The following is a 25,304-nucleotide window of genomic DNA, read 5'->3' on the forward strand; positions in this document are numbered from 1 at the left end:
GGAGCTCTCGCCTCAGCGTGTCTCGTGTTCCCTCGCCAGCCGCTCGAGCAGTTTGCGGACTTCCTCCTGCTGCGACGCCTGCGCTTCGACCCAATCGCGAATGAGCTGCTGTTCCTGGCGCATATGGGAGACGAGGCCCTGGATGCCCTCGGCGAGATTGGCGAGGGCGGCGGCGCTCTTGCGCTGGTCCAGCGGATCGAGGCCGGCGGCTTTCTCGGGCAGGATCTCCGCGCTCGCCGGGCTCGCCTCGGCATGGCTGGCGAGGAAGTCTTCGAGTTCCGTATAGAAGCGGTTCTGCGCTTGACCCGCCTGCAGATCGAGGAAGCCGAGAATGAGCGAACCGGCCAGGCCGAACAGCGAGGAGGTGAAGGAGATGCTCATGCCGGCGATCGGCGCGGAAAGACCGGTCTTGAGATCGTCGAACATGGTCGAGGCATCCGACCCGGTCGTCATCGCGTTGATGACGCCGCTGATCGAATGGACCGTCTCCAGCAGGCCCCAGAACGTGCCGAGCAGCCCGAGGAAAACCAGGAGGCCGATCAGGTAGCGGTTGAGTTCGCGCCCCTCGTCGAGCCGCGTTCCCACCGAATCGAGGATCGCGCGCGAGGTCGCCGTCGACAGGCCGCGGGCGCCGGCGCCGGCGTTGATGAGGGTGGCCATCGGGCCCAGCAGCCGCGGGCCTCGCCGTGGCGGCTGGACGCGCTCGTTGCGCAGGGAATTGACCCAGCGAATTTCCCGGAACAGCCGGATGATCTGGCGAAAGGCGAAAACGGTGCCGATGACGAGAACGAGGATGATCAGGCCGTTCAGCCCGGGATTGGCGCTAAAGGCGGTGGCGATCTGCTTGTAGAGAATCAGCGCGACAAAGCCGACAAGGATCAGAAAGCACGCCATGCCGACGAGAAAAACGTTCGGCGACGAAAGAGGCTTTACTTCTGGATTCGTGGCCATGCCGCCTCAGCTAAACAGCAAAAAAGAACTTTTGAAGGCTGTTCTAGCAGATGAGAGGGGGATGGCGCCAAGGTCTATCGGCGGCGTCAAGGCGGCGCGGTTCATTTTCCACACCTCTCCGGGGTCGCCTGGCTGACCCAAGGTGAAATTGTCGCGAACCGGCTCTGCGTGAGGCGACGCCCAGCCGCCGGCGCAAAATCCTCCCAATAAAAGTCGGGCGGCTTCAGCCAATTCAAATTGTTGCTTTGGCGAACCTCTTCTAGCGTGGCGCGGCGATTGGCGGCGCGCGGCGGGGGCGATTTCGATCATGGGCTTGGTCGATGGAATGAGTGCGCGGCTACGGCCGCCGCCTTCTCCAGCGGGATCGCGCCTGATTGTCTCAAGATTGCAACACTTTATTAGGAAATGTGGCGAACCTGAGGCGAGACTGGCTTTCCGCGAGGCGTTCTGCAAAGGATGGATCCGGGACGGCACGCATTCTGGCCGCTGGGGGCGTTGATGAGTTTGCGTAGCGCGGCCGCCGGGTTTGTGCGCGCGCCGATGAAAGAAGCTGATTGGCTCGGCTGTTTTGTTCCCGAGGGCGGCAATCGCTTCATATCAAGGCCGGCGGCGCGACCGGAGGCCGGACGGCGCGTGGGGTTTCCTGCCCTTCGCATTGTCGATCGGCGAGGGGCGAGCGGAAAGGTTGGCGCGCGGGCGCCATCTGGGGCCGGAAGATGCTGACTTTCGCCCGCTGTTTTCTTCTGAACCGATTGGGCGCGGCGGCGTTGATGGGCGGCTTGTGTCTGGGCGCAAGCGCCGCGCGCGCCCAGAATGCGACCTGGGTCGGCGGCAATGGCGGCGACCCGACCGAATGGACCGAGCCCAACAACTGGACCACGACGACGGTCCCTTCCGGAACCGCCACTTTCGCCAATACCGGCTCCACATCGATCGACAATGACAATGGATTTGTCTCGATCGGCGCGATCCAGTTCACCGGCGTCGACACGCCCAATGTGGGCGACCTCAATGCGCAAGCCTACACCATCAATATCTATAACGCCTTCCTGATCACAGGGACGGGCGTCGTCAACAATTCCAATAATACGCAAACCTTTAACGTGACGACCAGCGGGTCGACCGGCAATACCGGCACGCTGGTCTTCCAGAACGGCAGCTCGGCGAATGCCGGCGCCGGCGCCGTCGTCTATAACAACGACGCTTTTATCTATTTCGAGAATACGAGCAACGCCGGCAACGCCAATACGACCATCGTCAACAACGAGATCATCCAATTCAGCAACAACAGTTCGGCCGGCAGCGCGAACATCGCCAACAACGTCGAGATGGACTTCTTCGATTCGACGACGGCCGGCAGCGCGAACATCGCCAATGCGAGCGGGGCCACGGTGACGTTCAACAACCAGAGCTCCGCTGGTACCGCGACCATCAGCAATTCCGGCGCTTTGCAATTCAGCAATGCGAGCACCGCCGGCAGCGCCACCATCACCACCAACAGCGGCGGAACAATATCCTTCGTCGGCGCCAGCAGCGGCGGCGAGGCGGCCTTCACCACCAATGCTGGCGGCGCGTTCGACATTTCGGGCCTGACTTCGGGCGGGACGACGGCGGGATCGATCGCGGGCGCGGGAAATTATTTCCTCGGCGCGAAGGCGCTAACGGTCGGCGGCGACAATCTTTCGTCGATGGTGAGCGGGATCATTTCCGATGGCGGTCATTACGGCGGCGCCGGCGGCTCGCTCATCAAGGTCGGCTCCGGCGATCTTACGCTCTCGGGCGCCAATACCTATTCGGGAGGGACGACGGTCAACGCGGGCGGAGTGTTTGTTTCAGGCGCCGGGACACTCGGCACAGGCCCCGTCGCCCTGAACAGCAGCGTCCTCTTTTTCCAGGACGCGACCACGGCGGGCAGCGCCGCCGTGACTCTGAGCGACCAGGGCTTAAGCCAGCTTGTTTTCGCGGATTCAAGCTCCGCCGACCACGCCATGATCACCGCCAACGGCGGCAACTCGACCATCAACTTCGGAGACAACAGCACCGGCGGCGACGCGACGATCGTCTCCAATGCGCAAAGCGGCGTCAATCTCGGCCAAAATGCGACGCTCGGCAATGCCCGGCTTATCATCAATGAATTCGGCGAAGTCGATTTTTCCGGGACCACCGGCCCGCTCGGCAATTACGAACTGTCGGCCGGCTCGATCGAAGGCGCCGGATCATTCTGGTTAGGCGCCAATCAGCTCACCGTCGGCGGCAATGGCCTGTCGACGACCGTCAGCGGAATCATCAGCGACTGCGGCCCCGTCTCGAATCCTTCTTGCGGAGCGGCCTTCGGCTTCGGGATACCCGGCAACGTTGTTCCCTATACGGGCGGCTCGCTCGTCAAAATCGGCGCCGATACGCTGACGCTCTCCGGCGCCAACACCTATACCGGCGGCACGATCCTGGAGGGCGGCGTCGTGCAGGTCGGCATCGATACCGTCGGGTCGCCGGGTTCGGTCGTCTCGTCCGCGATCGGCACAGGGCCTTTGAGCTTCGCCGGCGGCATTCTGCAGGCAGGCGGCAATTTCACCATCGCCAACGCGGCGCTCATCGAAGGGGCCGGCGGCGGGATCGACGCCAATGGCGATCATTTCACCTATTCCGGCGTGATCGCCGACGGCGCCACGCCCGGCGCCTTGACGATTATCGACACCGCGAACAATGGCGGCGTCGTCGCACTGACGGGCGCCAATACTTATAGCGGCGGCACGATCCTTGAAAGCGGCATTGCGCAGGTCGGCGTCGACACCGTCGGATCGCCGGGTGCGATCGTCTCGTCCGCGATCGGCACGGGAACTCTGATCTTTGCCGGCGGCGCATTGCAGGCCGGCGGCAATTTCACGATCGCCAACACAGCGGGCGTCTTTGGGGTCGGCGCGATCGACTCGAATGGTTACGCCTTCACCTATTCCGGTACAATCTTGGATATCGGGGGCCCGGGCGCCCTGATTATCGTTGACAGTTCAACGAACGGCGGCGGCGTGGTGACGTTGTCGGGCGCCAACACCTATTCGGGCGGCACGACGATCTGCGGCACGGTCTGCGGCGCGCCGGGCGGCAGCAGTATCGTTCGGGTCGGCGTGGATTCGGTGTTCAACACGCCGGGCGATCCAACGAGCGGAATCGTGTCCTCTGCAATCGGTACCGGAACGCTGACGTTTGACGGCGGTACGCTGCAAGGCGACGGCGCCTTCAGTTCCTACACGATCGCCAACGCGGCGCAGATTACTGCGAACGGCGGCACGATCGACGCCAACACCAACTTTCTCACCCTTTCCGGCGACATCGCCGACGCGGCCGGTGCGCACGGCGCGCTGACTGTGACGGACAGCTCAGGCCCCGGCGGCATTGTCGTCCTGTCTGGCGCCAATACCTATTCGGGCGGCACGACAATCAGCAACGGCGTCTTCCTGCAGGTGACGAACAACAGCTCGGTCGGGACGGGCGGGGTGACGCTGAACGGCGGCGCGTTCCAGGCCGGCGCTGGCAGTCTTGTTTTCAGCAATGCGTTCGGGCTCACCAGCGTAGTTGGCGGAAGCGCGATCGACGCCAACGGCTACACTCTCACGATCGCTGGCAACATCAATGACAGCGGCGGCCCGGGCGCTTTGACGATCATCGACTCGTTCGGTGGCGGCACAGTGATCTTCACCGGCGCCAATGCGTACACCGGCGGCACGACAATCTGCGCATGCGGGGCCTTGCAGTTGGGCGACGCCGGCACGACCGGCTCGATTGTCGGGGCCGTGACCAACGAAGGCTATTTCGCCATCGTCAACGCCAACACCGCCGGCATTACGTCCATCACGACAGAGGGCGGCCAAACTCAGTTCTTCAACGCGAATACGGCGGGTACGGCGACCATCACGAACGAGTTTGGAGGCGAGACGGATTTCCTGGACAGTAGTAGCGCTGGCAGCGCCAAGATCACGAATCTTAACAGCGTCACGGCTTTCGGCATCCCCGGCGGCTCCGATACGAGCACGGCTGCGAACGCAACCATCGACAACAATGACGGTGGAACGATTTTCGCGGCGATGTCCAGCGCCGGCAGCGCCAACATCACCAATCGCAATTACGGCGGAACGGAATTTTTCGATTCCGCGACCGGTGCGAACGCGACCATCACCAATCAAATGCGCGGCGTGACCATATTCGGCGCGCCCGGGGGCGCCGATACCCCAACCGCCGGCAACGCCGCCATCACCAACAATTCAGGCTCTGAGACGGACTTCAACGCCTTCTCCACCGCCGGCAACGCCACCATCACGACCAACAGCGGCGCCGCGACTTATTTCTACGACAACAGCACCGGCGGCAACGCACGGCTGATCGCCAATGGAACCGGCATCGTCGACTTCTCCGGCACCATCGGCCCGAACAGCGACGGCCAGGTCAGCGCCGGCTCAATCGAGGGCTCCGGCATCTTCCATATCGGGGCCGGCAATACGCTCACGGTCGGCGGCAACAACCTCTCGACTACCGTGAGCGGCTTGATTGCTGACTACAATCCTTGTGGATGTTTCAGCGCGGGTCCGGGCGCCTTGGTGAAAACCGGCACGGGCACACTCACTCTCTCCGGCGCCAACACCTATTCCGGCGGCACGGAGATTGCCGGCGGAACGTTGCAACTCGGGAACGGGGGAACAAGCGGATCCCTTGTCGGCGACGTGCAAGACGGCGGCGCGCTGATCTTCGATCGCTCGAACGCCTATGCGTTCAACGGCGTTATTTCCGACGAGGCCGGCGCACACGGCGCGGTCGTGCAGGCCGGCTCGGGCACGCTGACCTTGACCGCGGCCAACACCTACACTGGCGCGACGACGGTTTCGGCGGGCGTTCTTAATGTCGCGGGATCGCTGGGCCAGACGGCGGTGACGGTCGCAAGCGGCGGGACGCTGGAAGGGACAGGCTCGATCGCGGGCTCGGTGACGATCGCGAGCGGCGGCACGCTCACGCCCGGCGACGCGCCCGGGACGATCAATGTCGGGGCGCTGACGCTGAACAGCGGCTCGATCCTCTCCTATCAGCTCGGAACGGCCAATGTCGTCGGCGGGGCGACCAACGACCTCACCGTCGTCAACGGCCCGCTGACGATCAACGGCGGCACGCTCTATGTGACCAATTCCGGTTCGTTCGGGCTCGGCGTCTATCAGATCATCGATTATGCCGGCGCGCTTGGCGGCGGCGGCCAGCTTACGATCGGATCTCTGCCGAACGGCGATACCGGTATCATCCAGACCGCGATCCCTGGCGAGGTCAATCTTGTCGTCTCGGGTCCCGGCGCGCTGACGCAATTCTGGGATGGCGCGACGACGGCCGGCGACGGGACGATTCACGGCGGTAGCGGAACATGGAACAACAGCGCCGCCAACTGGACGACGCCGAACGGGACGATCAACGCCTCCTGGCAAGGCGGCATGGCGGTCTTCGAGGGCGCGGCGGGAACGGTGACGGTCGGCGAAGCGGTTTCCTATCAGGGCCTGCAATTCTCGACGACGGGCTATGTCGTGGCGGCGACGGGAAGTGGCGCGCTGACGCCGACGGGGGTCGCGCCGATCATTGTCGACAGCGGCCTGACGGCGACGATCTCGGCGCCGATCGTCGGCGCGGGCGGTTTGCAGAAGACCGGCCTCGGAACGCTGGTCCTCACCGGGACGGATACCTATGCGGGCGGCACTGATCTCAACGCGGGCGCGCTCGGCGTCGGCAATTCCGCCGCGCTTGGCGCGGGCGGCCTGTCGATGGCGGCCGGGACAACCTTACAGGCCGTGGCCAATAATCTCGTCCTCGACAATACGATCGCATTGACGGGCGCCGATACGATCGATGTGCAGGCCAATGCCTTGACACTGTCCGGCGCGATTTCTGGCGCCGGTAGCCTCGCCAAGATCGGCTCCGGCGAGCTGACGCTGACCGCCGCCAACACTTACGCCGGCGGCACTGATCTCAACGCGGGCGTGCTCGGCGTCGGCAATTCCGCCGCGCTTGGCGCGGGCGGCCTGTCGATGGCGGCCGGGACGACCTTACAGGCCGTGGCCAATAGTCTCGTCCTCGCCAATACGATCGCATTGACGGGCGCCGACACGATCGACGCGCAGGCCAATGCCTTGATGCTATCCGGCGTGGTTTCGGGCGCGGGCGGTCTCGCCAAGATCGGCTCCGGCGAGCTGATGCTGACCGCCGTCAATACCTACGCCGGCGGTACTGATCTCAACGCGGGCGCGCTCGGCGTCGGCAATTCCGCCGCGCTCGGCGCGGGTGGCCTGTCGATGGCGGCCGGGACCACCTTACAGGCCGTGGCCAATAATCTCGTCCTCGCCAATGCGGTTACATTGACGGGCGCCGATACGATCGACGCGCAGGCCAATTCCTTGACGTTGTCCGGCGTGGTTTCCGGCGCGGGCAGTCTCGCCAAAATCGGTTCGGGCGAGCTGACGCTGACCGCCGCCAATACCTATGCCGGCGGAACTTATCTCAATGCGGGCACGCTTGGCGTCGGCAATTCCGCCGCGCTCGGCTCGGGTCCGCTGACAATGCAGGACGGGACCATTCTGCAATTCACCGCCAACGGGCTTAATCTCGCCAACGCCATTATCTTTCCCGGGGTCGATCCGACGATCGACACGCAGGGCAATAACGAGACGATGTCTGGCGTGATTTCGGGGATCGGAGGGCTGACCAAGATCGGCGCGGGGTCGCTCGATCTGACGGCGACCAACACTTATACCGGCGCCACGATTGTTTCGGTGGGCGCCCTCGTGGTGGATGGTTCGATCGCGTCCTCGTCGTCGCTGACGATTGCTCCGGGCGCGACGCTGGGCGGGTCGGGCACGGTCCCGGGCTTTGTCGTTCCCGCGGGTGCGACAGTCGCGCCGGGCGCGCTGACGCCCTACAACACACTGCATGTGGCGGGCGCGCTCGGTTTCCTCTCCGGCTCGACCTATGTCGTCGACGTCGATGCGGCGGGCGCCAGCGACAAGATCGCCGCGACAGGCGCTGCGACGCTATCGGGGGGAACAGTGAATGTGCTGGCGGCAAGTGGAAGCTATTCGACCGCCACCCGCTTCACGATTTTGACCGCTGCCGGGGGCGTGTCGGGCGCTTTCGCGTCCTTGACCACGAGTTCGAACCTCGCGTTCCTGACGCCCGGGCTGAGCTATGACGCGGACGATGTCTATCTCGGATTTGCGCAGACGGCGGCTTTCCCCTCGGTCGCGATGACGCCAAACCAGAACGCGGTCGCGACCACGCTGCAGATTCTCGGTCCTGGTGCGCCGCTTTACACCGCCGTAGTCGGCCAGAGCGTGGCGGGCGCGCGCGCGGCCTTCGACGCGCTATCAGGCGAGATTCATGCGAGCGCGGTCTCATCGGCGTTCGACGATGCGCGCCTGCCGCGCGAGGCGGTGCTCGACCGATTGTCGAGCCCCTATGGCGCCCTGCCGGTCGGCGGCGGCGCCGCCGGCTTCGCCGCGATGAACGCGATCGCCGCGCCGACCTTGCCGGCCGATGTGTTCGCCGCCTGGGGACAGGCGTTCGGATCATTCGGCCATATCGGCGGCGACGGCAATGCCGCGACGGTGGATCGCTCGATGGGCGGCTTCATCTTGGGCGTCGATGCGACTCTCGACAATCGTTATCGGCTTGGCGTGGCGGCCGGCTACAGCCAATCGTCCTTCACCATCGACGCGCGGGGCTCCAGCGGCCATGTCGACAGCACATTCGCCGGACTTTATGGCGGCGCGAGCCTCAACGCGTTGCAACTGCGCGGCGGCGCCTTCTATGCCTATAATCGGTACGGCGCCGACCGCGCGATCTCTTTCCCCGGCTTCTACGATACGGCAAGCTCCGGTTATGGCGGCGATACGCTGCAGGCGTTCGGCGAGGCGGGCTGGCGGTTGCCGATGGCGGGCCTTGCCGGGCCGACCTTCGTCGAGCCTTTCGTCGGCCTGATGGCGATGCATATTGACACGGCGAGCTTTACCGAGGCGGGCGGCGCGGCTGCGCTCATCGGCGCCTCGCGCGGCTATGATTATGGCGCGACGACGCTTGGCGTGCGCGCCGAGGCGACGCTGTTTTCGGGCGTTCCGCTGCTGGCGCGGGGCATGCTGGGCTGGCGTCATGTCTTTGGCGACGTAACGCCGAGTTCGACTCTCGCCTTCGCCAGCGCGCCATCGATTCCTTTCGCGATATCCGGCGCGCCGATCGCGCGCGATGCGCTGGTGGTGGAAGCGGGCTTCGACTGGAAACTCACGAACAATGCGACCGTGGGCGTATTCTATTCCGGCGCGCTCGGCGACCGCGACGAGGAGAATGCGATCAAGGGCAAGATCGAGGTCGCGTTCTAAGAGAGGTATCGATTCAGCGGTTGACGCGCGGCTAAGGCGACAATTCATAGCCGATCGCGGCTTCGATTTCGCATGTTCGTCGTACTGCGGGGCGCGCCATCATGCGTACATAATGGGCGGAAAGGTTGGGGAATTGGCCAGCCGGCGGGAGGAGGGAGTTGCGGAAGCGCCAAAACAGCCGGAACAGATGGATGTCGGCGATTGAATAGCGTCCCAGCGCCCATTCCCGATCCCCCAATCGCTGATCGGCGATCGCGTATACAGCGCTGGCATGGACGATCCCCTGTCGCCGCGCCGGATGCACGGTGGCGGCGAGAAACGACATCCAGGAGACAACCTGCGCTTCAGCTTCAATATCGCCATCAGGCATCAGAGCCGCCTCGGGGAAGCGCCGTGCGAGATAGAACAGGATCGCGGCGACCTCGGTCAGCGGCCGCCCGTCGATCAGCAAGGTCGGCGCCTTGCCTTCCCGATTGATCGCGAGATAGGCGGGCGCGCGGTTCTCTTTCTTGGCAAACGAAAGAGGCCGGGTCTCGAATGGCGCGCCGATCTCATGCAGCGCGATGTGCGGCGCCATCGAACTTGATCCCGGCGCAAAGTAGAGCGTGAGCATTGGAGGTCCTTTGACTGACGGCGCCGCGAAAAGACACACTCCGGCTCCGGCGTTCTGAACGTCAATCGCGCCGCTTCGTTACGTTCGCGCCGGCCTTCGTCGGATATCAGGCGGATATCATCATAACACTGGATTTTGCGACGCCGCGACGGGAGGCGACGGCTTCAGTCCCCGAGCGGCAGGCGCGTGGCGTCGCGCTTGTTCAGTCCTTGATGGTGCTTGATTCGGCGCATGCGCTCGACAGCCGGCGCGCCGATGCGCTCGGCGACCGACAGCGCCAGCATGTCGGTGAGGGCGAGCAGAGCGTAGCGCGCCGGGGTTGGGCGGAAGATATCCGTGCCTTCGTCGACGCGAAACGGCAGCGCCAGCGAAGCGGCCGCCGCGAGCGGCGAATCCGGCGCCGTGAAAGCGATAGCGGACGCCCCATAGAGCCGCGCCGTGGCGACGGCGTCGATCACGGAGCGCACCTCGCCCGACACCGAATAGGCGACGATGACGGTGCTGGAATCGGCTGCGGCCGCCGTCATCTGCTGCATCTCTCCATCGACATGCGCGGAGGCCAGGACGCCCAGCCGAAACAACCGGTTCTCCAGCTCCACGGCCGCCAGCGAGGAGCTGCCGCCAGAGCCATAGGCGCGTACCATGCGCGCCCCCACGATGAGGTCCGCGGCGCGCGCGAGGGCGGCGACGTCAATGCCGGCGCACACGGCCTCGATGGCTCCATGGGCGGCCGTGGCGATGATTTGCGGTACGCGCGCGCCCTCGCGGCCTTCGCCAACCGGCTTGATGTACCGCCCCGTGGTGGCGACGGCCTGGGCCAGCCGCACCTTGAAGTCGCGCAGGCCCGCGCATCCGAGCGCGCGGCAAAAGCGCGTCACCGTCGGCTCGCTGACCTCCGCCCGCTTGGCGAGCAGGGCGATCGCGGCATGGGTGGCGAAATCGGGATCGGCGAGGATTTCCGCGGCCAGGCGTTGGTCGGACCGGCTGCCAGCCGCCGCGATCTCGCGCAGGCGCGCCACGATGTCGATGTGCGGCGGGAGCATCGGTCGGCTCAAAGTCTGACGCCTGTCGCAGCGTCGAACACATGGACATGGGTGGGATCGACAGTCAGCCGCAGCACGCTGCCGGGCGAGGCGTCAATGCGTTCCCGGAAGACGCAGCGCACCTCTGTGCCCGCGATGGCGCCGAAGATTTGGGTTTCCGCGCCCGTCGGTTCGACGACCGCAACCTGGAAGGGGAAGCCCGCGTCCTCGCCGCACAGGCGATAATGTTCGGGCCGGATGCCGATCTCCACCGCCTGGCCCGAGGCCGCGGCCGTCTCACCCACTGGCAGAACGGCGCCGGCCTGCGTGCGCAGCCGGGCTGGCCCATCGCCGCGCTCCAGAATGCCCGGGATGAAGCTCATGGCGGGCGAGCCGAGAAAGCCGGCGACGAAGCGATTGACGGGACGGTCGTAGAGCGCCAGCGGCGCGCCGATCTGCTCTACCCGCCCAGCGTTCATCACGACGATGCGGTCGGCCATGGTCATGGCTTCGATCTGGTCGTGAGTGACGTAGACGACGGTGGTCTTGAGCGCCAAGTGCAGCGCCTTGATCTCGGTGCGCATCTGCACGCGCAATTGGGCGTCGAGGTTGGAGAGCGGCTCGTCGAACAGGAAGAGGTCCGGTTCACGCACGATGGTGCGCCCCATGGCGACGCGCTGGCGCTGGCCGCCCGAAAGCTGGCGCGGAAAGCGATCGAGATAAGCGGCGAGGCTCAGCGTGCCGGCGGCTTTCGCCACCTTGGCCACGATGGCGTCCTTCGCCTCGCGCCGGATGCGCGGGCCGAAGCCGACATTGTCGCGCACGCTCATATGCGGGAAGAGCGCGTAGCTCTGGAACACCATCGAGATGTTGCGTCCTTGCGGCGGCAGCGCGTTGGCGAGCTGGTCGCCGATCCACATCTCGCCCGACGAAATGTCGTCGAGGCCGGCGATCATGCGCAGCAAGGTGGACTTGCCGCAGCCCGAGGGGCCGACCAGCACCACGAATTCGCCATCCGCGACATCGAGATCGACGCCGTGCAGCACCTGGGCGGCGCCATAGGCCTTCACCAGCTCCTTGATGCGCAGCGAAGCCATGTCACTCCCTCTCGATCACGTCCTTGACGAAGCGCAAATTGCCGGCCGTCAGCCCGGCGTCGACGGGCAGCACGGCGCCGGTGACGCCCGAGGCGGCGTCCGAGGCAAGAAACAGCGCGACGCGCGCAACCTCTTCCGGCGTCACCAGGCGGCCGAGCGGATAGTGCGGCAACACATGGCTCAAGAGGTCGGGCGCTTCCTTCAGACGGTGATCCCAGGCCCGGGTGCGCACCGAGCCGGGGCACACCACGTTGGCGCGCACGCCCTGCGCGCCGCGCTCGACCGCGATCGCCTTGGCATAGGCGATCAGGCCGGCCTTGGCCGCCGAATAGGCCGGATTGCCGTAGTGAGCGAGGGCGTTGACTGAAGCGATGAAGACGACCGAGCCGCCGCCGCGCCTCGCCATGCCTTCGACGACGGGCGCTGCGACGTTAAAGGCGCCGGTGAGATTGATCGCGAGTTCCTTATCCCACACCGCGCGGTTGACCGCGCCCAGCGTCTCGCCGCGCGTGAAGCCGGCGTTGCTGACCAGCACATCCGGCGCGGCTCCGGCGGCTTCAAGCTCGGCAAACGCCGCATCGACTGCAGCGCCATCCGCCAGATCGAAGGCCAGGCGATGGGCGAGATCGAGACCATCCATGAGGCTCGCTTCGCGATCCGCGCCCGAGACCTCGGCGCCCGCGGCGGCGAACAGCGCGACGAGCGCGCGGCCGATGCCGCCGCCAGCGCCCGTGATCAGCGCGCGCTTCCCGTCGAGACGGAAGGGAAGGAATAGGTCGCCTGTCGCCATCGTTCGCCCATATGCGTCGCGCGGAGGAATCTCCGCGGACATGCGCCAGAAAAATTCAGTCTGTGAAATAAAGCAACATAAAAATACAAATAGAAAGCCAAAAAACGTCCTTGCAAGAAATTAAATTACATAAGAGAGTGTCTTCGGCATCGCGTCCGATCGAGCGGCGGGGCGCCTTTGCAAGGGACGCGGGAGACATTCGGCTGCGCCGAGACATTCAAAAGGGGAGACGACCAGATGACAAAGTTCAACAAGGCCTTTCTTTTCGCAGGCGCAAGCCTGTTGGCGCTGGCCGGCGCGGCCGAAGCCGGCACCGTGCGCGTCACCATCGCCGAATATTCCAAGGGCACCGGCCCCTATTTCGATGAAGCCGCCAAGGCGTTCGAGGCCGCCAATCCGGGCACCAAGATTCAGATCGAAGTGGTGCCGTGGGATAATTTGCAGCAGAAGCTGACGACCGACATCTCGGCCGGCGCCAACGCCGACCTCTCCATCATCGGCACGCGCTGGCTGCTCGACTATGTCAAGCAGGGCGTCGTCACGCCGCTCGACAGCCACATCACGCCGCCATTCAAGGCGCGCTTCATCGATACGTTCCTGTCGCCCTCGGTCATGGACGGCAAGGTCTACGGGCTGCCGATCGCCGCTTCGGCTCGCGCGATGTATTACAACAAGGACGTCTTCAAGAAGGCCGGTTACGACGCCCCGCCCGCTACCTGGGCGGACTTCAAAACTGCGGCCGAAAAGATCAAGGCGACGGGCGGCGGCGTCTTTCCCTTCGGCATGCAGGGCAAGGAGATCGAGACCGACGTCTATTATTATTACGCCTTGTGGTCCTATGGCGGCGAGATCGTCAAAAACGGCAAATCGGGTTTGGGCAGCCAGGCGGCGATCGACGCGGCTAAGCTCTACAAGGGCTTCATCGATGGCGGCCTGACCGAGCCGGGCGTCACCTCCTACAACCGCGAAGATGTGCAGAACCTGTTCAAACAGGGCAAGGTCGCCACCGTCATCACCGCGCCTTTCCTTTCCGGTCAGATCAAGAAGGAGGCGCCCAATCTCAACTATGGCGTGGCGCCGATTCCCGCCGGGCCGACCGGCGATCAGGGCACCTATGGCGTGACCGATTCGATCGTCATGTTCGAAAACTCCAAGGTGAAGGACGAAGCGTGGAAATTCCTCGACTTCATCTTCACCACGGAACAGCGCGTCAAGTTCGACAAGATCGAAGGTTTCCTGCCGGTCAATGCTGAAGAGGCCAAGAATCCGCTGTTCGCCGACGACCCGGATCTGAAAGTGTTCGCCTCGGTGCTGCCCAAGGCGCGCTTCGCTCCGGTGATCCCCGGCTGGGAGGACATTGCGCAGACCTCGTCGAACGCCATCCAGAAGATCTATCTCGGTCAGGGCGAGATCGAGCCGCTTCTGAAGGATGCGGCGGCCAAGATCAACGAGACCCTCAGCAAGAACTGAACGACATTGAATCGACGCCGCGCCGTCTCCCGCCGCGCTCCGGGCGGAAGGTGGCGCGGTCGCTCCTCCCGCCGTCTGGCGCGCGCCGCATGAACCGCAGCTTCACCCCCTACATCCTGATCCTGCCGAGCTTCCTGCTCGCGGCGGCGATCATCTTATGGCCGGTCGGGGAGATCGTGTCGCTGGCGCTGCACGACGTCAACCGCTTTGGCGTGTTGAGGGCGTTTAACGGCTTCGACAATTTCCGTGAACTTTTCGCCGATCCTGATTTTTACGCCGCGCTGTGGCGTACGTTGGAATGGACGGTCGCCGTGGTGCTTGGCACGCTGGTCGTGTCGGCGCCAATCGCGCTCATCCTCAATGAGGATTTTTACGGGCGCGGCCTTGCCCGCATCCTGATCATGCTGCCCTGGGCGATCTCGCTGACCATGACCGCCGTCATCTGGCGCTGGGCGCTGAACGGGGAAAGCGGCATGCTCAATTCCGGCCTGCGCGATCTCGGCCTGATGGACCAGAACATTCAATGGCTGGCGCAGGCCTCCACCGCTTTTCCGATGCAGATTCTGATCGGCGTCCTCGTGTCGATCCCCTTCACCGTCACGATCTTCCTTGGCGGCCTCTCCTCCGTGCCGGTGGATCTCTACGACGCCGCCGCCATCGAAGGCGCCGGACGCTGGGGCCAATTCCGCCTCATCACGCTGCCGCTGCTGCGCCCCTTCATCAACATCGCTTTCGTGCTGAACACGATCTACGTGTTCAACTCCTTCCCGATCATCTGGGCGACGACGCAGGGCGGGCCGGCCAATTCCACCGACATTCTCGTCACTTATCTCTACAAGCTCGGCTTCAGGCTCGGAAAGTTGGGTGAAGCGTCGGCGGTGTCGCTGATCATGTTCGCGATCCTGCTCGTCTTCACGATCATCTATGTTCGGCTGGCGATGCGCGAGGAGGCGGCATGACGACCCGCAAAAAGATCCTGCGCTCGCTGCTGTTCTGGGCGCTCCTGGCGCCCGTTGTCGTGGCCATCCTGTTCCCCTTCGCAGTGATGACCATCACCGCGCTGAAGTCGGCGACCGAGGTGCATGATCCGACCTGGTGGCCGAGCGAGTGGCGTTGGCGGAATTTCGTGGAGATGTGGGAGACGTCGGGCTTCGCGCCGGCGCTGGTCAACTCGCTTTACGTGTCGGCTCTGACCACCGCGCTCACCATCGCCGTGTCGATCCCGGCGGCCTATGCGCTCAGCCGCTTCCGTTTCGCCGGGCAGGGCGCGTTCCGCCAGTTCCTGCTCGTCTCGCAGATGCTGTCACCCATCGTGCTGGTCATCGGCCTTTTTCGACTGGTTGTCGGCGTCGGGCTCATCGACAACCTCAACATGCTGACGCTGGTCTATGTCGGCTTCAACATCGCCTTTTGCGTATGGATGCTGCAAAGCTATTTCTCGACGATTCCGCGCGACCTCGAAGAGGCCGCCTGGATGGAGGGCGCGGGGCGCGGACGCACGCTCGTCGCCGTGTTCCTGCCGCTGGCCGTGCCGGCGATGGTGGTGACCGCGATCTTCACCTTCATCAACGCCTGGAACGAATTCATCATCGCGCTCACCATGCTGCGGCGCGAGGAGACCTACACGCTGCCGATCCGCGTGTTCTCGCTGGTAGCGGGGCGTTATTCCGTGGACTGGCATTATGTGATGGCGGCCGCGTTCGTCGCCTCCGTGCCTGTCGCGATCATCTTCGCCTGGCTGCAACGCTATCTCGTGCGCGGGCTGGCGCTGGGCGCCGTCAAGTAACTTTGGGATCAAGCGATGAACAGACAGCATTTTGGCGCCTCGCATGTGCCGCTTTCTCCAGCCGTGCGAGCCGGAGATTTCATCTACGTGTCCGGTCAGGTTCCCGTCGGCAGCAATGGCGCCGTGGTCTCCGGCGGCATTGCGGCGCAGACGCGCAAGACGATGGAGAATATCGAAGCCGCGCTCAAGCTCGCCGGCGGCGAGCTTGCCGATGTGATCAAGACCTTTGTGATCTTGGCGGACGCACGCGATTTCGACGCCTTCAATGAAGTCTATGCGACTTATTTCGCCAGGAATCCGCCGGCCCGGACGACGATCGAAGCGCGGCTGATGATCGAGATCAAGATCGAGGTCGAGGCGGTGGCCTATAAGCCGCTGTGACGCCGCGACATTTCCAATTCATAATCCAGCAAGAGCCGACATGCGCATTTTCACTGCTTCTCTCGCCACCGAAACCAACACGTTCTCGCCGGTGCCGACCGACAGAGCGAGTTTCGAAATGGCGTTCTACGCCGGCCCCGGCCAGCATCCCGACACGCCGACGCTATGTTCGGCGCCGATCGTGGTGCTGCGCCGCCGTGCGCGGGAAGAGGGGTTCACTTTAATTGAAGGCACGGCCGCCTGGGCGGAGCCGGGCGGGCTACTGCAGCGCAAGGCCTATGAGGAATTGCGCGACGAGATTCTTGGCCAATTGCGCGCCGCTCTCCCGGTCGACGGCGTCGTGCTCGGCTTGCACGGCGCGATGGTGGCGCAGGGCTATGACGATTGCGAGGGCGACCTGCTCGCGTGCGTGCGCGACATCGTCGGCCCGGGCGTTCTGATCGCCGCGGAATTGGATCCGCACAGTCATCTGACTAGGAAGCGCGTCGCGAACGCCGACATCCTCGCCGCTTTCCTCGAATTTCCGCACACGGACTTCGTCGATCGCGCCGAGCATGTGGTCGACCTCGCTCTGCGCGCGTTGCGCGGCGAAATCCGGCCCGTCATCTCTATGTTCGATTGCCGCATGATCGACGTTTTCCCCACGAGCCGCGAGCCGATGCGCGGCTTCGTCGACCGCATTCGCGCGCTGCAGGGACAGGACGGAATCCTTTCCATCTCGCTCATTCACGGCTTTATGGCCGCCGATGTGCCCGAACTCGGCACGCAGATGCTGGTCGTGACGGACGGCGATGCCGCGAAGGGCGCGGCCCTGGCCAGGCGCCTGGGGTTGGAGGTCTTCGCGATGCGCGGGCGCACGGCCATGCCGATGCTCGGCATTGACGCGGGACTCGACAGCGCGCTGGCGCTCGCCGCGAGGAAGACGGGCAGACCGGTTGTGATGGCCGACGTCTGGGACAACCCCGGCGGCGGCGTGGCGGGCGACGGCACGCTCATCTTGCACCGCATTCTCGCGCGCAAGATCGGCAATGTCGCGGTGGCGACGATCTGGGACCCCATCGCCGTCGTCTTCTGCCTGGCGGCCGGCGAGAGCGCGAAGCTGGCTCTGCGTTTTGGCGGCAAGGCGGGGCCCAACGGCGGCGCGCCGATCGACGCCGTCGTGGAGGTGATACGGGCCGTGCCGGAATCCTGGCAGAGTTTTGGCGCCAGCCGCGTGACGCTCGGTCCAGCGGCGCTGGTGCGGCTGGAGGGCTCCGACATCGAAGTGATCCTCAACACCAATCGCACGCAGACTTTCGAGCCCGACGTATTCTCCAATCTCGGCGTCGATCCCATGCAAAAGGCGATCTTGCTGATCAAGTCGACCAACCATTTTTACGCCGGCTTCGCGCCGATCGCGCAAGAGATCATCTATATCGACGCTGGCGCGCCCTATCCCTCGCATCCGCGCGAGACGCAATACAGGAAACTCTCGCGCGAGATTTGGCCGCGCGTCGAAAACCCGCATGATTTGTGAGCGCGCGCCATTCTGTTGAGAGCCTTTGATCCGCGCCTTATGATTTCCGGCAGACGGCCTGACGCCTGACTGGCATGGCGGCTCACACGGCGGCGGGGATCGTCCGGGCGCGGTCTTTCAGGCACCCCTTCAAAAACAGGCGGGCGCAAATCCGGGCTCTTTGCGCGATCTCGGCGATGGTGGGGACGGCGGCTTTTCCCAATATCACCGCGCGCTGCGGCTCCATCACCATCATGCCTCTCAGCATGCCTGCCGCGATATGCGGGTCGTCAAGCTCCAGCGCGCCCAGCGCGCATTGCCTTGCAAGAAAGGCCTCCATCGCCGCATAGGTCGTCAGGATCGCGTCGGCGTAGAAACTCGCCGCCAGTTCCGGGAACCGGTCGCTTTCCGCGGCGACGAGCTTCTGGATTGCTATCGTCTCCGCCGAGAGCGTCAGATTGCCGAATTCGATCAACAGCCGCTCGAGGGCGGTGGCGACGTCGTGCGAGCCCGTTGTCTCCTCGTCGACGGCCAGCATGAAGCGGGCGATCCGATCCGTCACGGATATTTTGAACAGCTCCGCCTTGGCGGGGATCAGCCGATAGAGCGTCTTTTTCGACACGCCGGCGCCTTTGGCGACGTCGTCCATGCAGGCGCCGGCATAGCCATGCGCCATGAATTCGCGTTGCGCCGCCTCGGCGATGAGGTGGCGCGTTTCGTCGTCCGATCTGGTGGGCGGGCGCCCACGCGGGCGTTTACCGGTGGCCTCGATGTCGCTCATGCGAATTTTACCTCGGGCGCTCTTGACAGAACCCATGTAGACGTTATTTTGGAGAATATCAAGTTTCCAAATTGTTGGGCGGCGGCTTTAAGCGGTTCGGCTCAATCTGAAGAAAGGGTGCAGTCATGGCGCGTCATCCCGGTTCGGTGGAGATCGATCGTGCGATTTCGGAGAAGGAAGCGAGGGAAATGCTGCAGATGGGCGCCGGCCGCCTCGCGGCCGAGGCGGCGCCCGTCGAGGCCCCCGCTCCCTCGGTCGCGCCGGCGAAAAATCGTCTTCGCGGGCTCCTGATGGCCAGCGCCGGCGTCGCGGTTCTCGCCGCGGGCGCCTATTTCGCTTGGGATTACTGGACGGTCGGGCGCTTCCAGGTCTCGACGGATGACGCTTATGTCCAAGCCGACAATACGACGATCGCCCCCAAAGTGTCGGGCTATCTCAGCGAGGTGCTGGTCGGCGACAATGAGCCCGTCAAGGCTGGCCAGATTCTCGCCCGGATCGACGATCGCGACTATCAGGTTGCGCTCGATCAGGCCAAAGCCGATGTCGCGGCGGCTGAGGCCGCGATCGCCAGCAAGCTCGCGGCGATCGATGCGCAGCAATCGGTCATCGATTCCGCCAAAGCGACGATCGTCGTCGATCAGGCCAGCGAAACCTTCGCTGAGCAGGAAAACAAGCGCTATACCGATTTGGCCGCGACGGGCTACGGCTCCGTCCAGAACGCGCAGCAGGCGACCTCGCGCATAGCGGCGGCTCACGCCAGCATTCAGCGCGACAACGCGGCGCTCGCCTCGGCGGTCAAGCAGGTCGCCTTGCAAAAGGCCGAACTGGCCCAGGCACAAGCCGTGCTGGCCCATGACGAGGCTCTTCGTCGCCAGGCGGAGCTCAACCTCAGCTATGCCGCGATCGCGTCGCCGGCGGATGGAATTGTCGGCAACCGCACGCTGCGCGTCGGTCAATACGTTCAGGCGGGAACGCAATTGATGTCGGTCGTGCCGAGCGCCGAGGCGTATGTCGTGGCCAATTTCAAGGAAACCCAGTTGACCGACGTCCATCGTGGCCAGCCGGTCGATATCGCCGTCGATATGTTCCCGGGCCGCGTCTATCACGGCCATGTCGACAGCCTCGCGCCCGCCAGCGGTCAGACATTCGCGCTGCTGCCGCCCGACAACGCCACCGGCAATTTCACCAAGGTCGTCCAGCGCATTCCAGTCAAGGTCGTGCTCGACCGCAATAGCGCCAATTCGGGAGACCTGCGCCCGGGCATGTCGGTCACGCCGACCATCGACGTCAAAACGTCGGCTGAAAGCGCCCCCAAGGGTTGATGGAAAAAGCCCTGGAGGGCTCAAGCGATGTCCAGCATCAGCATGGCCGCCTCGGCGGCTCCCATGGTCGCGTCCTCGCCCCGCGCGAGCACGAAAGACTGGATCGCGGTTTTGGCGTGCATGATCGGCGCCTTTATGGCGATCCTCAATATCCAGATCACCAACGCCTCATTGCTCGACATCGAAGGCGGCATCGGAACCGGCGTCGACAACGGCGCCTGGATTTCGACCGCTTATCTGATCGGCGAGATCGTCGTGATTCCGCTGACCGATTATCTGAGCAAGGTCTTCTCGTTTCGGCGCTATCTTCTCGTCAATGCGGTTCTGTTTCCGCTTTTTTCGATCGCCTGCGCCTTCACGCATGATCTGGGCTCGATGATCGCCATGCGCGGCCTGCAGGGCTTTGCCGGCGGGATCCTGATCCCGATGGCTTTCACCATTGTGCTGACGAAGCTGCCCAAGGCGCAGCAGCCGATCGGCCTTGCTCTTTTCGCTTTGTCGGTGACCTTCGCCCCGGCGATCGGACCGACCATTGGCGGCTATCTCACCGAGAATTACGGCTGGCAGACGATCTTCTTCATCAACGCTTTTCCAAGCGCGATCATGGTCGTCGCGCTCGCCTTCACGCTCGAAAAGCAGCCGATGCGGCTGGGACTCCTCAGAGAGGGCGACTGGGCCGGCATCGTCACGATGGCGATCGGACTGTCGGCCTTCCAGACCGTGCTCGAAGAAGGCGAAAAGGACGATTGGTTCGCCTCGCCCTTCATTTTCCGCCTCGCGATCGTCGCCGCCCTGTTCCTTGGCGCCTTCATCTGGATAGAACTGACGGTGAAGAAGCCGCTGGTCAGCCTGCGCCTGCTGGCGCGCCGCAACTTTGGGATCGGCGTGATCGCCAACGTGCTGGTCGGCTTCGCCTTGTTCGGCACCGTCTATATCCTGCCGCAATATCTGGGGCAGGCGCAGGGTTATAACGCTGAGCAGATCGGCGCCGTTCTGGCCTGGACGGGCCTGCCCCAACTTCTGCTGATCCCGTTCGTGCCGATGCTGATGAAGCGCTTCGACGCGCGCTATGTCGCTTTTGTCGGTATCGCTTTGTTCGCTGCGAGCTGCTTCATGAACACAACGCTGTCGCTCGATACGTCAGGCGATCAATTCTTCATCCCCAATATCGTGCGCGCGATCGGCCAGGCCCTTATCATCACGCCTGTCAGCGCGATCACCACCGCCGGCATCGCGCCGAGCGAAGCAGGCGCAGCTTCCGGGCTGTCGAATATGCTGCGCAATCTCGGCGGCGCGGTCGGCACCGCAACGCTGGCGACGGTGCTGGTCAAACGCGAGCAGTTTCACTCCAACATCATCGGGCAGTCCGTGACGTCGGCCCGCAACGAGGTCGGCCAGCGGCTCGACCAGATGACGGCCTATTTCATGTCGCATGCGGTGACCGATCGCGTCGCGGCGATGCACGAGGCCGTCGTCTACCTCGGCAATGTTGTCAAGCGCCAGGCTCTCATCATGGGCTTCAGCGACACATTCGCGGTCATTGGCGTGCTGCTGGTCGCCGCTGCCATCTCATTGCTGTTCGCCCGCAAGGCGCAGGGCTCAGCCGCCGGGGCGCATTGAGGACGAACGCCTCACTTCGCCTCGGCCAGTAGCGCGAGCAATTGGCGGTGAATGGTCTCGTTGCCGCAGCAGATCGAGCCGGTCTCGAGGAAATTCTCCTCATTGTCGGCGCCGCTGACATAGCCGCCTGCTTCGCGGATCAGCAGGGCGCCGGCGGCGATGTCCCAGGAATGCAGGCCGCGCTCCCAAAACGCATCGAATCGGCCGGCGGCGACATAGGCGAGATCGAGCGCCGCGCAGCCCATGCGCCTGACATTGACGACGCGCGCCATCACGGTCGCCAATTCCGCCTTGAAGCGCGGATGGTGCTCGGCTTTGCCAAGATGGGGAATGCCGCAGCCGATCAGCGACTGAGAAAGTTCGCGGCGAGCGGCGACCCGCAGACGCCGGTTGTCGCCAAACGCGCCCTGGCCCTTTTCCGTGACATACATTTCGTCATTGGCGGGATTGTAGATCACGCCGGCGACGATCTGGCCCTCGCGCTCCAGCGCGATCGAAATGGCGAACATCGGAATCGCATGCAGGAAATTGGTCGTCGCATCGAGCGGGTCGACATGCCAGATATGGCTCTTATCGGCGCCTTCGACTACGCCGCTCTCCTCCATGACGAAGCCATAGCCCGGCCGCGCCTTGGAGAGCTCATCGAAGATGATCTTTTCGGCGCGCTGGTCGGCCAGGCTGACGAAATCGCCGGGGCCCTTCATCGAAACCTGCAGATTGCCGATTTCGCCAAAATCGCGCTTGAGCCCGCGCCCGGCCTTGATCGCCGCGCCGGTCATCACAGTCATTAGGGCGGAGCGGATCATTGGGGTCCCGGGGGCTCTGGCGAAATCGAGAAACAGCGATATTTGGCGCTGGTCTGCCCGCCGCGCGCGGCGGGGTCAAGGATTGATTGCTCTCGCCGCCTTGTTCGCCATCCCATGGAGCATCGCCGCCATATTGGCGACTGGGCCGGCTGCCGCGGCGCCGAGCCCGTGCCGCTCGGCGAGCCAGCCCGGCTCGTTATAGGAAAGCCAGGTCTTTCCCGCGGCGTCCCGCCAGACCAGAGCTTTGAGCGGCAGGTCGATGCCGATCGTCTGCTCGGCTTGCATCAGCGGCGTGCCGCCTTTGGGATTGCCGAATATCAGAAGTTCGGTCGGACGCAGATCCTCGCCGACTTTGGCCGCCCCGGCGGCATGATCGATCCGCGCAAATATGGTGACGCCGTTGGCCCGCAGCGCCGCTTCGAGCCGATCCATTGTTTCCTTCGGGTCGAAATCGCTGGGAATCGAAATCAGTCCCTCCACGCTCATCGGGCGCCCTCCAGCGAGCGGCTCCATCCAGGAGCGCCGCCGGATATTGCAATCACATCTTTCGACGGACGGTCAATGCGCGCCATCGGCCCGCACAGCATTCAGGCCGGTTTCCACGCCGCGCCCCCGCGACCGACTGTCTTGAGCGCCCGAACGGGCGAGGAGGCGAGGGCCGGGCGCGGCCTCGCCGAAAGGGAATGATCCATGCCGGCCTGGCCGACTTTGAACCGATCGACGGCCCGGCTCAGTTCCTCGGCCTCCTGGACGAGCGTTTGGGTGGCGGCGGTCGATTCGCCGACCATCGCCGCGTTTTGCTGAGTCGTCTGGTCCATCTGATTGACGGCGGAATTGACCTGATCGAGGCCCTTCGCCTGTTCGCCGGAGGAGGCGGCGATCTCCGCCATAGTGCGGTTGATCTCGTTCACCTGCTCGACGATTCGCGCCAGCACCGCGCCGGTCTGCGCGACGAGTTTGACGCCATGGCCGACATGGCCCGCCGAAGCCGAGATCAGCGCCTTGATTTCCTTGGCGGCTTCGGTGGAGCGCTGGGCCAGGGTCCGCACTTCCGTGGCGACGACGGCAAAGCCGCGGCCCGCGTCGCCGGCGCGCGCCGCTTCGACGCCCGCGTTCAGCGCCAGCAGATTCGTCTGGAACGCGATTTCATCGATGACGCCGATGATCTGGCCAATCTGGCTCGACGAGCTTTCGATGGCGCTCATCGCCGCGATGGCCTGACGCACGACCTGGCCGGAATGTTCGGCGTCTGTCCTGGCGGCGCCGACCACCGCATGCGCGCGGGCGGCGCCCTCCGCGGTCCTGCGCACGGTGGCGGTGATTTGGTCAAGAGCGGCCGCGGTCTCCTCAAGATTGGCGGCCTGCTGTTCGGTGCGGCCTGACAAATTGCTCGCCGCGGTCGAAATCTCGTTGGCGCTCGCCCTGACGCCGGCGGCCGCGCGCACCACGGCCTGCATGACCGATCGCAAACTCCTGACGGTTGCGTTGAGATCGGCGCGCAGGCCCTCGGCTTTTTCCGGCAGGTCGACATCCAGCGTCGCGGTCAGGTCGCCCTCGGCCAGCCGCCTCAGCGAAAGCGCCAAATTATTGAGGATCGTCTCATCGTCCTGCATCACGCGCGCGCGATCTTGCTCGTTGCGCGCCCGCGCCGTCTCCGCCTCCCTGGCGGCGGCCAGTGCGGCGTCATGGCTCTGTTCGGCCATTAACCTTGATTGCTCGGCGTGGGCGGCCTCCTGCGATACAGCGCCGAACATGCGTTCGATCGTGATGGCGACCCAGACGAGGGCCGCGGCCTCAATGGAGAGCACGATCGCATGGAGCAGCAATCGCCCGAAATCCTCGCCGCCGGGATAGACCAGGTTCGGAAGCACGAAATTGAGCGCCGTATGGTGCAGGGCGACCACGGCGGTCCCTGCGACGATGACCCGCCAATCGCAACAGGCGACCAGAATCGCCAAAGCCGCGAAATAAACCATGTGCAGATCGACCTGCATCTTTTGACCGCTCATGACGCCGACCATGATGGAGATCGAGGCCATCAGGCTCACCCCCGATACGAGGCGGCTCTGGTCCCCCTTGGCGTCGAATCGGGCCATCGCCTGCGCTGTCGCGGCAAAGGCGACGGAAGCGCCAACCGGAATGAGCCATGGGCAATCGACAAACCAGCAGGCGAGCGCGATCAGCGCCGCCTGCAGCCACGAAAGAACGAGCAAAAGGCTGAGAGCCCGGCGGCGTAAAGCCGCGAGATCGAATGCGGGCCTATTCATGCGTGTCGCCTTGCGCGATGGACCGCTCGCACAAAGCGAGCTGGACCGGGTCAAGAATCAAGAGGGCGCCCGCTTTGCGCAATCGCTCAGCGAGAGCCGGCTCCCTCGAATGGACGATCAGAACCGAGGAAAAGGCCCCGATTCTGGTCACTTCGCCGGCTGCTCCCGCCGCCTCGAAGGCCCTGGCCGGCGACCACCAGGGCGGGAAGACCGCGGCGGCCGAAGCAGAATCGCCGGCCGTCGCGGCGGCTAACGCTGCGAAAAGCCCCGTCAAACTAATGAAGACCGAGACGATCAGGGCGGCGTTCAATCTGTATTTGGGCTCGACTTCCGGCACGTCGATCATTCGGTTGCAGCTTCCGTAAGGGAACTTAGGAGATAGAGGGTTAAGATTCCCGCAACGCACAAAAATGGTGCAGTTGCGCCCCATATCGTTCGCGATTCTTGAAGCAATGACCAGAATATCGGCTGTGGACGCTCGCGAGTCCGCTTGTTTTCCGCGCCGCGGCGATA

The 25,304-nt window shown here is 64.3% G+C and carries 19 protein-coding genes; 8 read left to right on the forward strand and 11 right to left on the reverse strand.

Annotation, left to right across the window (positions count from 1 at the left end; genetic code table 11):
• Positions 1 to 12 precede the first annotated feature (12 nt).
• Both GSQ90_RS25875 and GSQ90_RS25880 read right to left on the reverse strand, forming a co-directional pair.
• A complete protein-coding gene (locus GSQ90_RS25875) occupies positions 13 to 951 on the reverse strand; it encodes a flagellar motor protein MotA (RefSeq protein ID WP_158817840.1) in 939 nt (312 codons plus the stop codon).
• Positions 952 to 957: 6 nt separating this feature from the next.
• The gene (locus GSQ90_RS25880; RefSeq protein WP_158817841.1) at positions 958 to 1,260 is read right to left on the reverse strand and encodes a hypothetical protein; all 303 of its coding nucleotides are present in this window, start codon (positions 1,258 to 1,260) and stop codon (positions 958 to 960) included.
• Between the two features lie 407 nt (positions 1,261 to 1,667).
• On the opposite strand from GSQ90_RS25880, the gene GSQ90_RS32770 reads away from it, so the two are divergent.
• Positions 1,668 to 9,341 (forward strand): autotransporter-associated beta strand repeat-containing protein, encoded by a 7,674-nt coding sequence (locus tag GSQ90_RS32770; RefSeq protein WP_158817842.1) that lies wholly within the window; start codon positions 1,668 to 1,670, stop codon positions 9,339 to 9,341.
• Between the two features lie 31 nt (positions 9,342 to 9,372).
• Here the strand turns inward: GSQ90_RS32770 and GSQ90_RS25890 are convergent, their stop codons facing one another.
• The 4 genes from GSQ90_RS25890 to GSQ90_RS25905 all read right to left on the reverse strand — a co-directional run bounded on the left by GSQ90_RS25890 (position 9,373) and on the right by GSQ90_RS25905 (position 12,863).
• A complete protein-coding gene (locus GSQ90_RS25890; protein ID WP_158817843.1) occupies positions 9,373 to 9,954 on the reverse strand; it encodes a glutathione S-transferase family protein in 582 nt (193 codons plus the stop codon).
• A 164-nt stretch (positions 9,955 to 10,118) separates the two neighbouring features.
• Positions 10,119 to 10,997 carry a MurR/RpiR family transcriptional regulator gene (locus GSQ90_RS25895; RefSeq protein WP_158817844.1) on the reverse strand — a complete coding sequence of 293 codons (879 nt, stop codon included), beginning with the start codon at positions 10,995 to 10,997 and terminating at the stop codon, positions 10,119 to 10,121.
• Between the two features lie 8 nt (positions 10,998 to 11,005).
• Positions 11,006 to 12,073 (reverse strand): ABC transporter ATP-binding protein, encoded by a 1,068-nt coding sequence (locus tag GSQ90_RS25900; RefSeq protein WP_158817845.1) that lies wholly within the window; start codon positions 12,071 to 12,073, stop codon positions 11,006 to 11,008.
• 1 nt (position 12,074) lies between these two features.
• The gene (locus GSQ90_RS25905) at positions 12,075 to 12,863 is read right to left on the reverse strand and encodes an SDR family NAD(P)-dependent oxidoreductase (protein WP_158817846.1); all 789 of its coding nucleotides are present in this window, start codon (positions 12,861 to 12,863) and stop codon (positions 12,075 to 12,077) included.
• A 237-nt stretch (positions 12,864 to 13,100) separates the two neighbouring features.
• Here GSQ90_RS25905 and GSQ90_RS25910 point away from each other — a divergent pair, with 237 nt between their 5' ends.
• The 5 genes from GSQ90_RS25910 to GSQ90_RS25930 all read left to right on the forward strand — a co-directional run bounded on the left by GSQ90_RS25910 (position 13,101) and on the right by GSQ90_RS25930 (position 18,016).
• Positions 13,101 to 14,333, forward strand: coding sequence for a sugar ABC transporter substrate-binding protein (locus GSQ90_RS25910; protein WP_158817847.1), 1,233 nt, complete (start codon positions 13,101 to 13,103; stop codon positions 14,331 to 14,333).
• A gap of 89 nt (positions 14,334 to 14,422) precedes the next feature.
• Entirely contained in the window at positions 14,423 to 15,292 is an 870-nt protein-coding gene (locus GSQ90_RS25915) for a carbohydrate ABC transporter permease (RefSeq protein ID WP_158817848.1), read from the forward strand.
• Positions 15,289 to 16,119 carry a carbohydrate ABC transporter permease gene (locus GSQ90_RS25920; protein WP_158817849.1) on the forward strand — a complete coding sequence of 277 codons (831 nt, stop codon included), beginning with the start codon at positions 15,289 to 15,291 and terminating at the stop codon, positions 16,117 to 16,119. The genes GSQ90_RS25915 and GSQ90_RS25920 overlap by 4 nt, the downstream gene beginning before the upstream one ends.
• A gap of 15 nt (positions 16,120 to 16,134) precedes the next feature.
• Positions 16,135 to 16,500, forward strand: coding sequence for a RidA family protein (locus GSQ90_RS25925; RefSeq protein ID WP_158817850.1), 366 nt, complete (start codon positions 16,135 to 16,137; stop codon positions 16,498 to 16,500).
• Between the two features lie 40 nt (positions 16,501 to 16,540).
• Positions 16,541 to 18,016 (forward strand): M81 family metallopeptidase, encoded by a 1,476-nt coding sequence (locus tag GSQ90_RS25930; protein WP_158817851.1) that lies wholly within the window; start codon positions 16,541 to 16,543, stop codon positions 18,014 to 18,016.
• 82 nt (positions 18,017 to 18,098) lie between these two features.
• Here the strand turns inward: GSQ90_RS25930 and GSQ90_RS25935 are convergent, their stop codons facing one another.
• A complete protein-coding gene (locus GSQ90_RS25935) occupies positions 18,099 to 18,776 on the reverse strand; it encodes a TetR/AcrR family transcriptional regulator (protein ID WP_158817852.1) in 678 nt (225 codons plus the stop codon).
• Positions 18,777 to 18,964: 188 nt separating this feature from the next.
• On the opposite strand from GSQ90_RS25935, the gene GSQ90_RS25940 reads away from it, so the two are divergent.
• Both GSQ90_RS25940 and GSQ90_RS25945 read left to right on the forward strand, forming a co-directional pair.
• Positions 18,965 to 20,098 (forward strand): HlyD family secretion protein, encoded by a 1,134-nt coding sequence (locus GSQ90_RS25940; RefSeq protein WP_371418455.1) that lies wholly within the window; start codon positions 18,965 to 18,967, stop codon positions 20,096 to 20,098.
• A 42-nt stretch (positions 20,099 to 20,140) separates the two neighbouring features.
• Positions 20,141 to 21,718: a DHA2 family efflux MFS transporter permease subunit gene (locus tag GSQ90_RS25945; RefSeq protein WP_158818185.1), complete on the forward strand. Its 1,578-nt coding sequence runs from the start codon at positions 20,141 to 20,143 to the stop codon at positions 21,716 to 21,718.
• Positions 21,719 to 21,729: 11 nt separating this feature from the next.
• Here the strand turns inward: GSQ90_RS25945 and GSQ90_RS25950 are convergent, their stop codons facing one another.
• The 4 genes from GSQ90_RS25950 to GSQ90_RS25965 all read right to left on the reverse strand — a co-directional run bounded on the left by GSQ90_RS25950 (position 21,730) and on the right by GSQ90_RS25965 (position 25,137).
• Positions 21,730 to 22,524, reverse strand: coding sequence for an inositol monophosphatase family protein (locus GSQ90_RS25950; protein ID WP_158817854.1), 795 nt, complete (start codon positions 22,522 to 22,524; stop codon positions 21,730 to 21,732).
• 75 nt (positions 22,525 to 22,599) lie between these two features.
• Entirely contained in the window at positions 22,600 to 23,010 is a 411-nt protein-coding gene (locus GSQ90_RS25955; RefSeq protein ID WP_158817855.1) for a DUF302 domain-containing protein, read from the reverse strand.
• A 101-nt stretch (positions 23,011 to 23,111) separates the two neighbouring features.
• Complete coding sequence (locus GSQ90_RS25960; RefSeq protein ID WP_158817856.1) at positions 23,112 to 24,791, reverse strand: methyl-accepting chemotaxis protein; 1,680 nt, start codon at positions 24,789 to 24,791, stop codon at positions 23,112 to 23,114.
• Positions 24,784 to 25,137: a hypothetical protein gene (locus GSQ90_RS25965; protein WP_158817857.1), complete on the reverse strand. Its 354-nt coding sequence runs from the start codon at positions 25,135 to 25,137 to the stop codon at positions 24,784 to 24,786. Before GSQ90_RS25965 ends, GSQ90_RS25960 begins: the two co-directional genes overlap by 8 nt.
• Between the last annotated feature and the right edge of the window lie 167 nt (positions 25,138 to 25,304).

This window comes from Methylocapsa sp. S129 (assembly GCF_009765995.1).
Classification (GTDB): Bacteria; Pseudomonadota; Alphaproteobacteria; order Rhizobiales; family Beijerinckiaceae; genus Roseiarcus.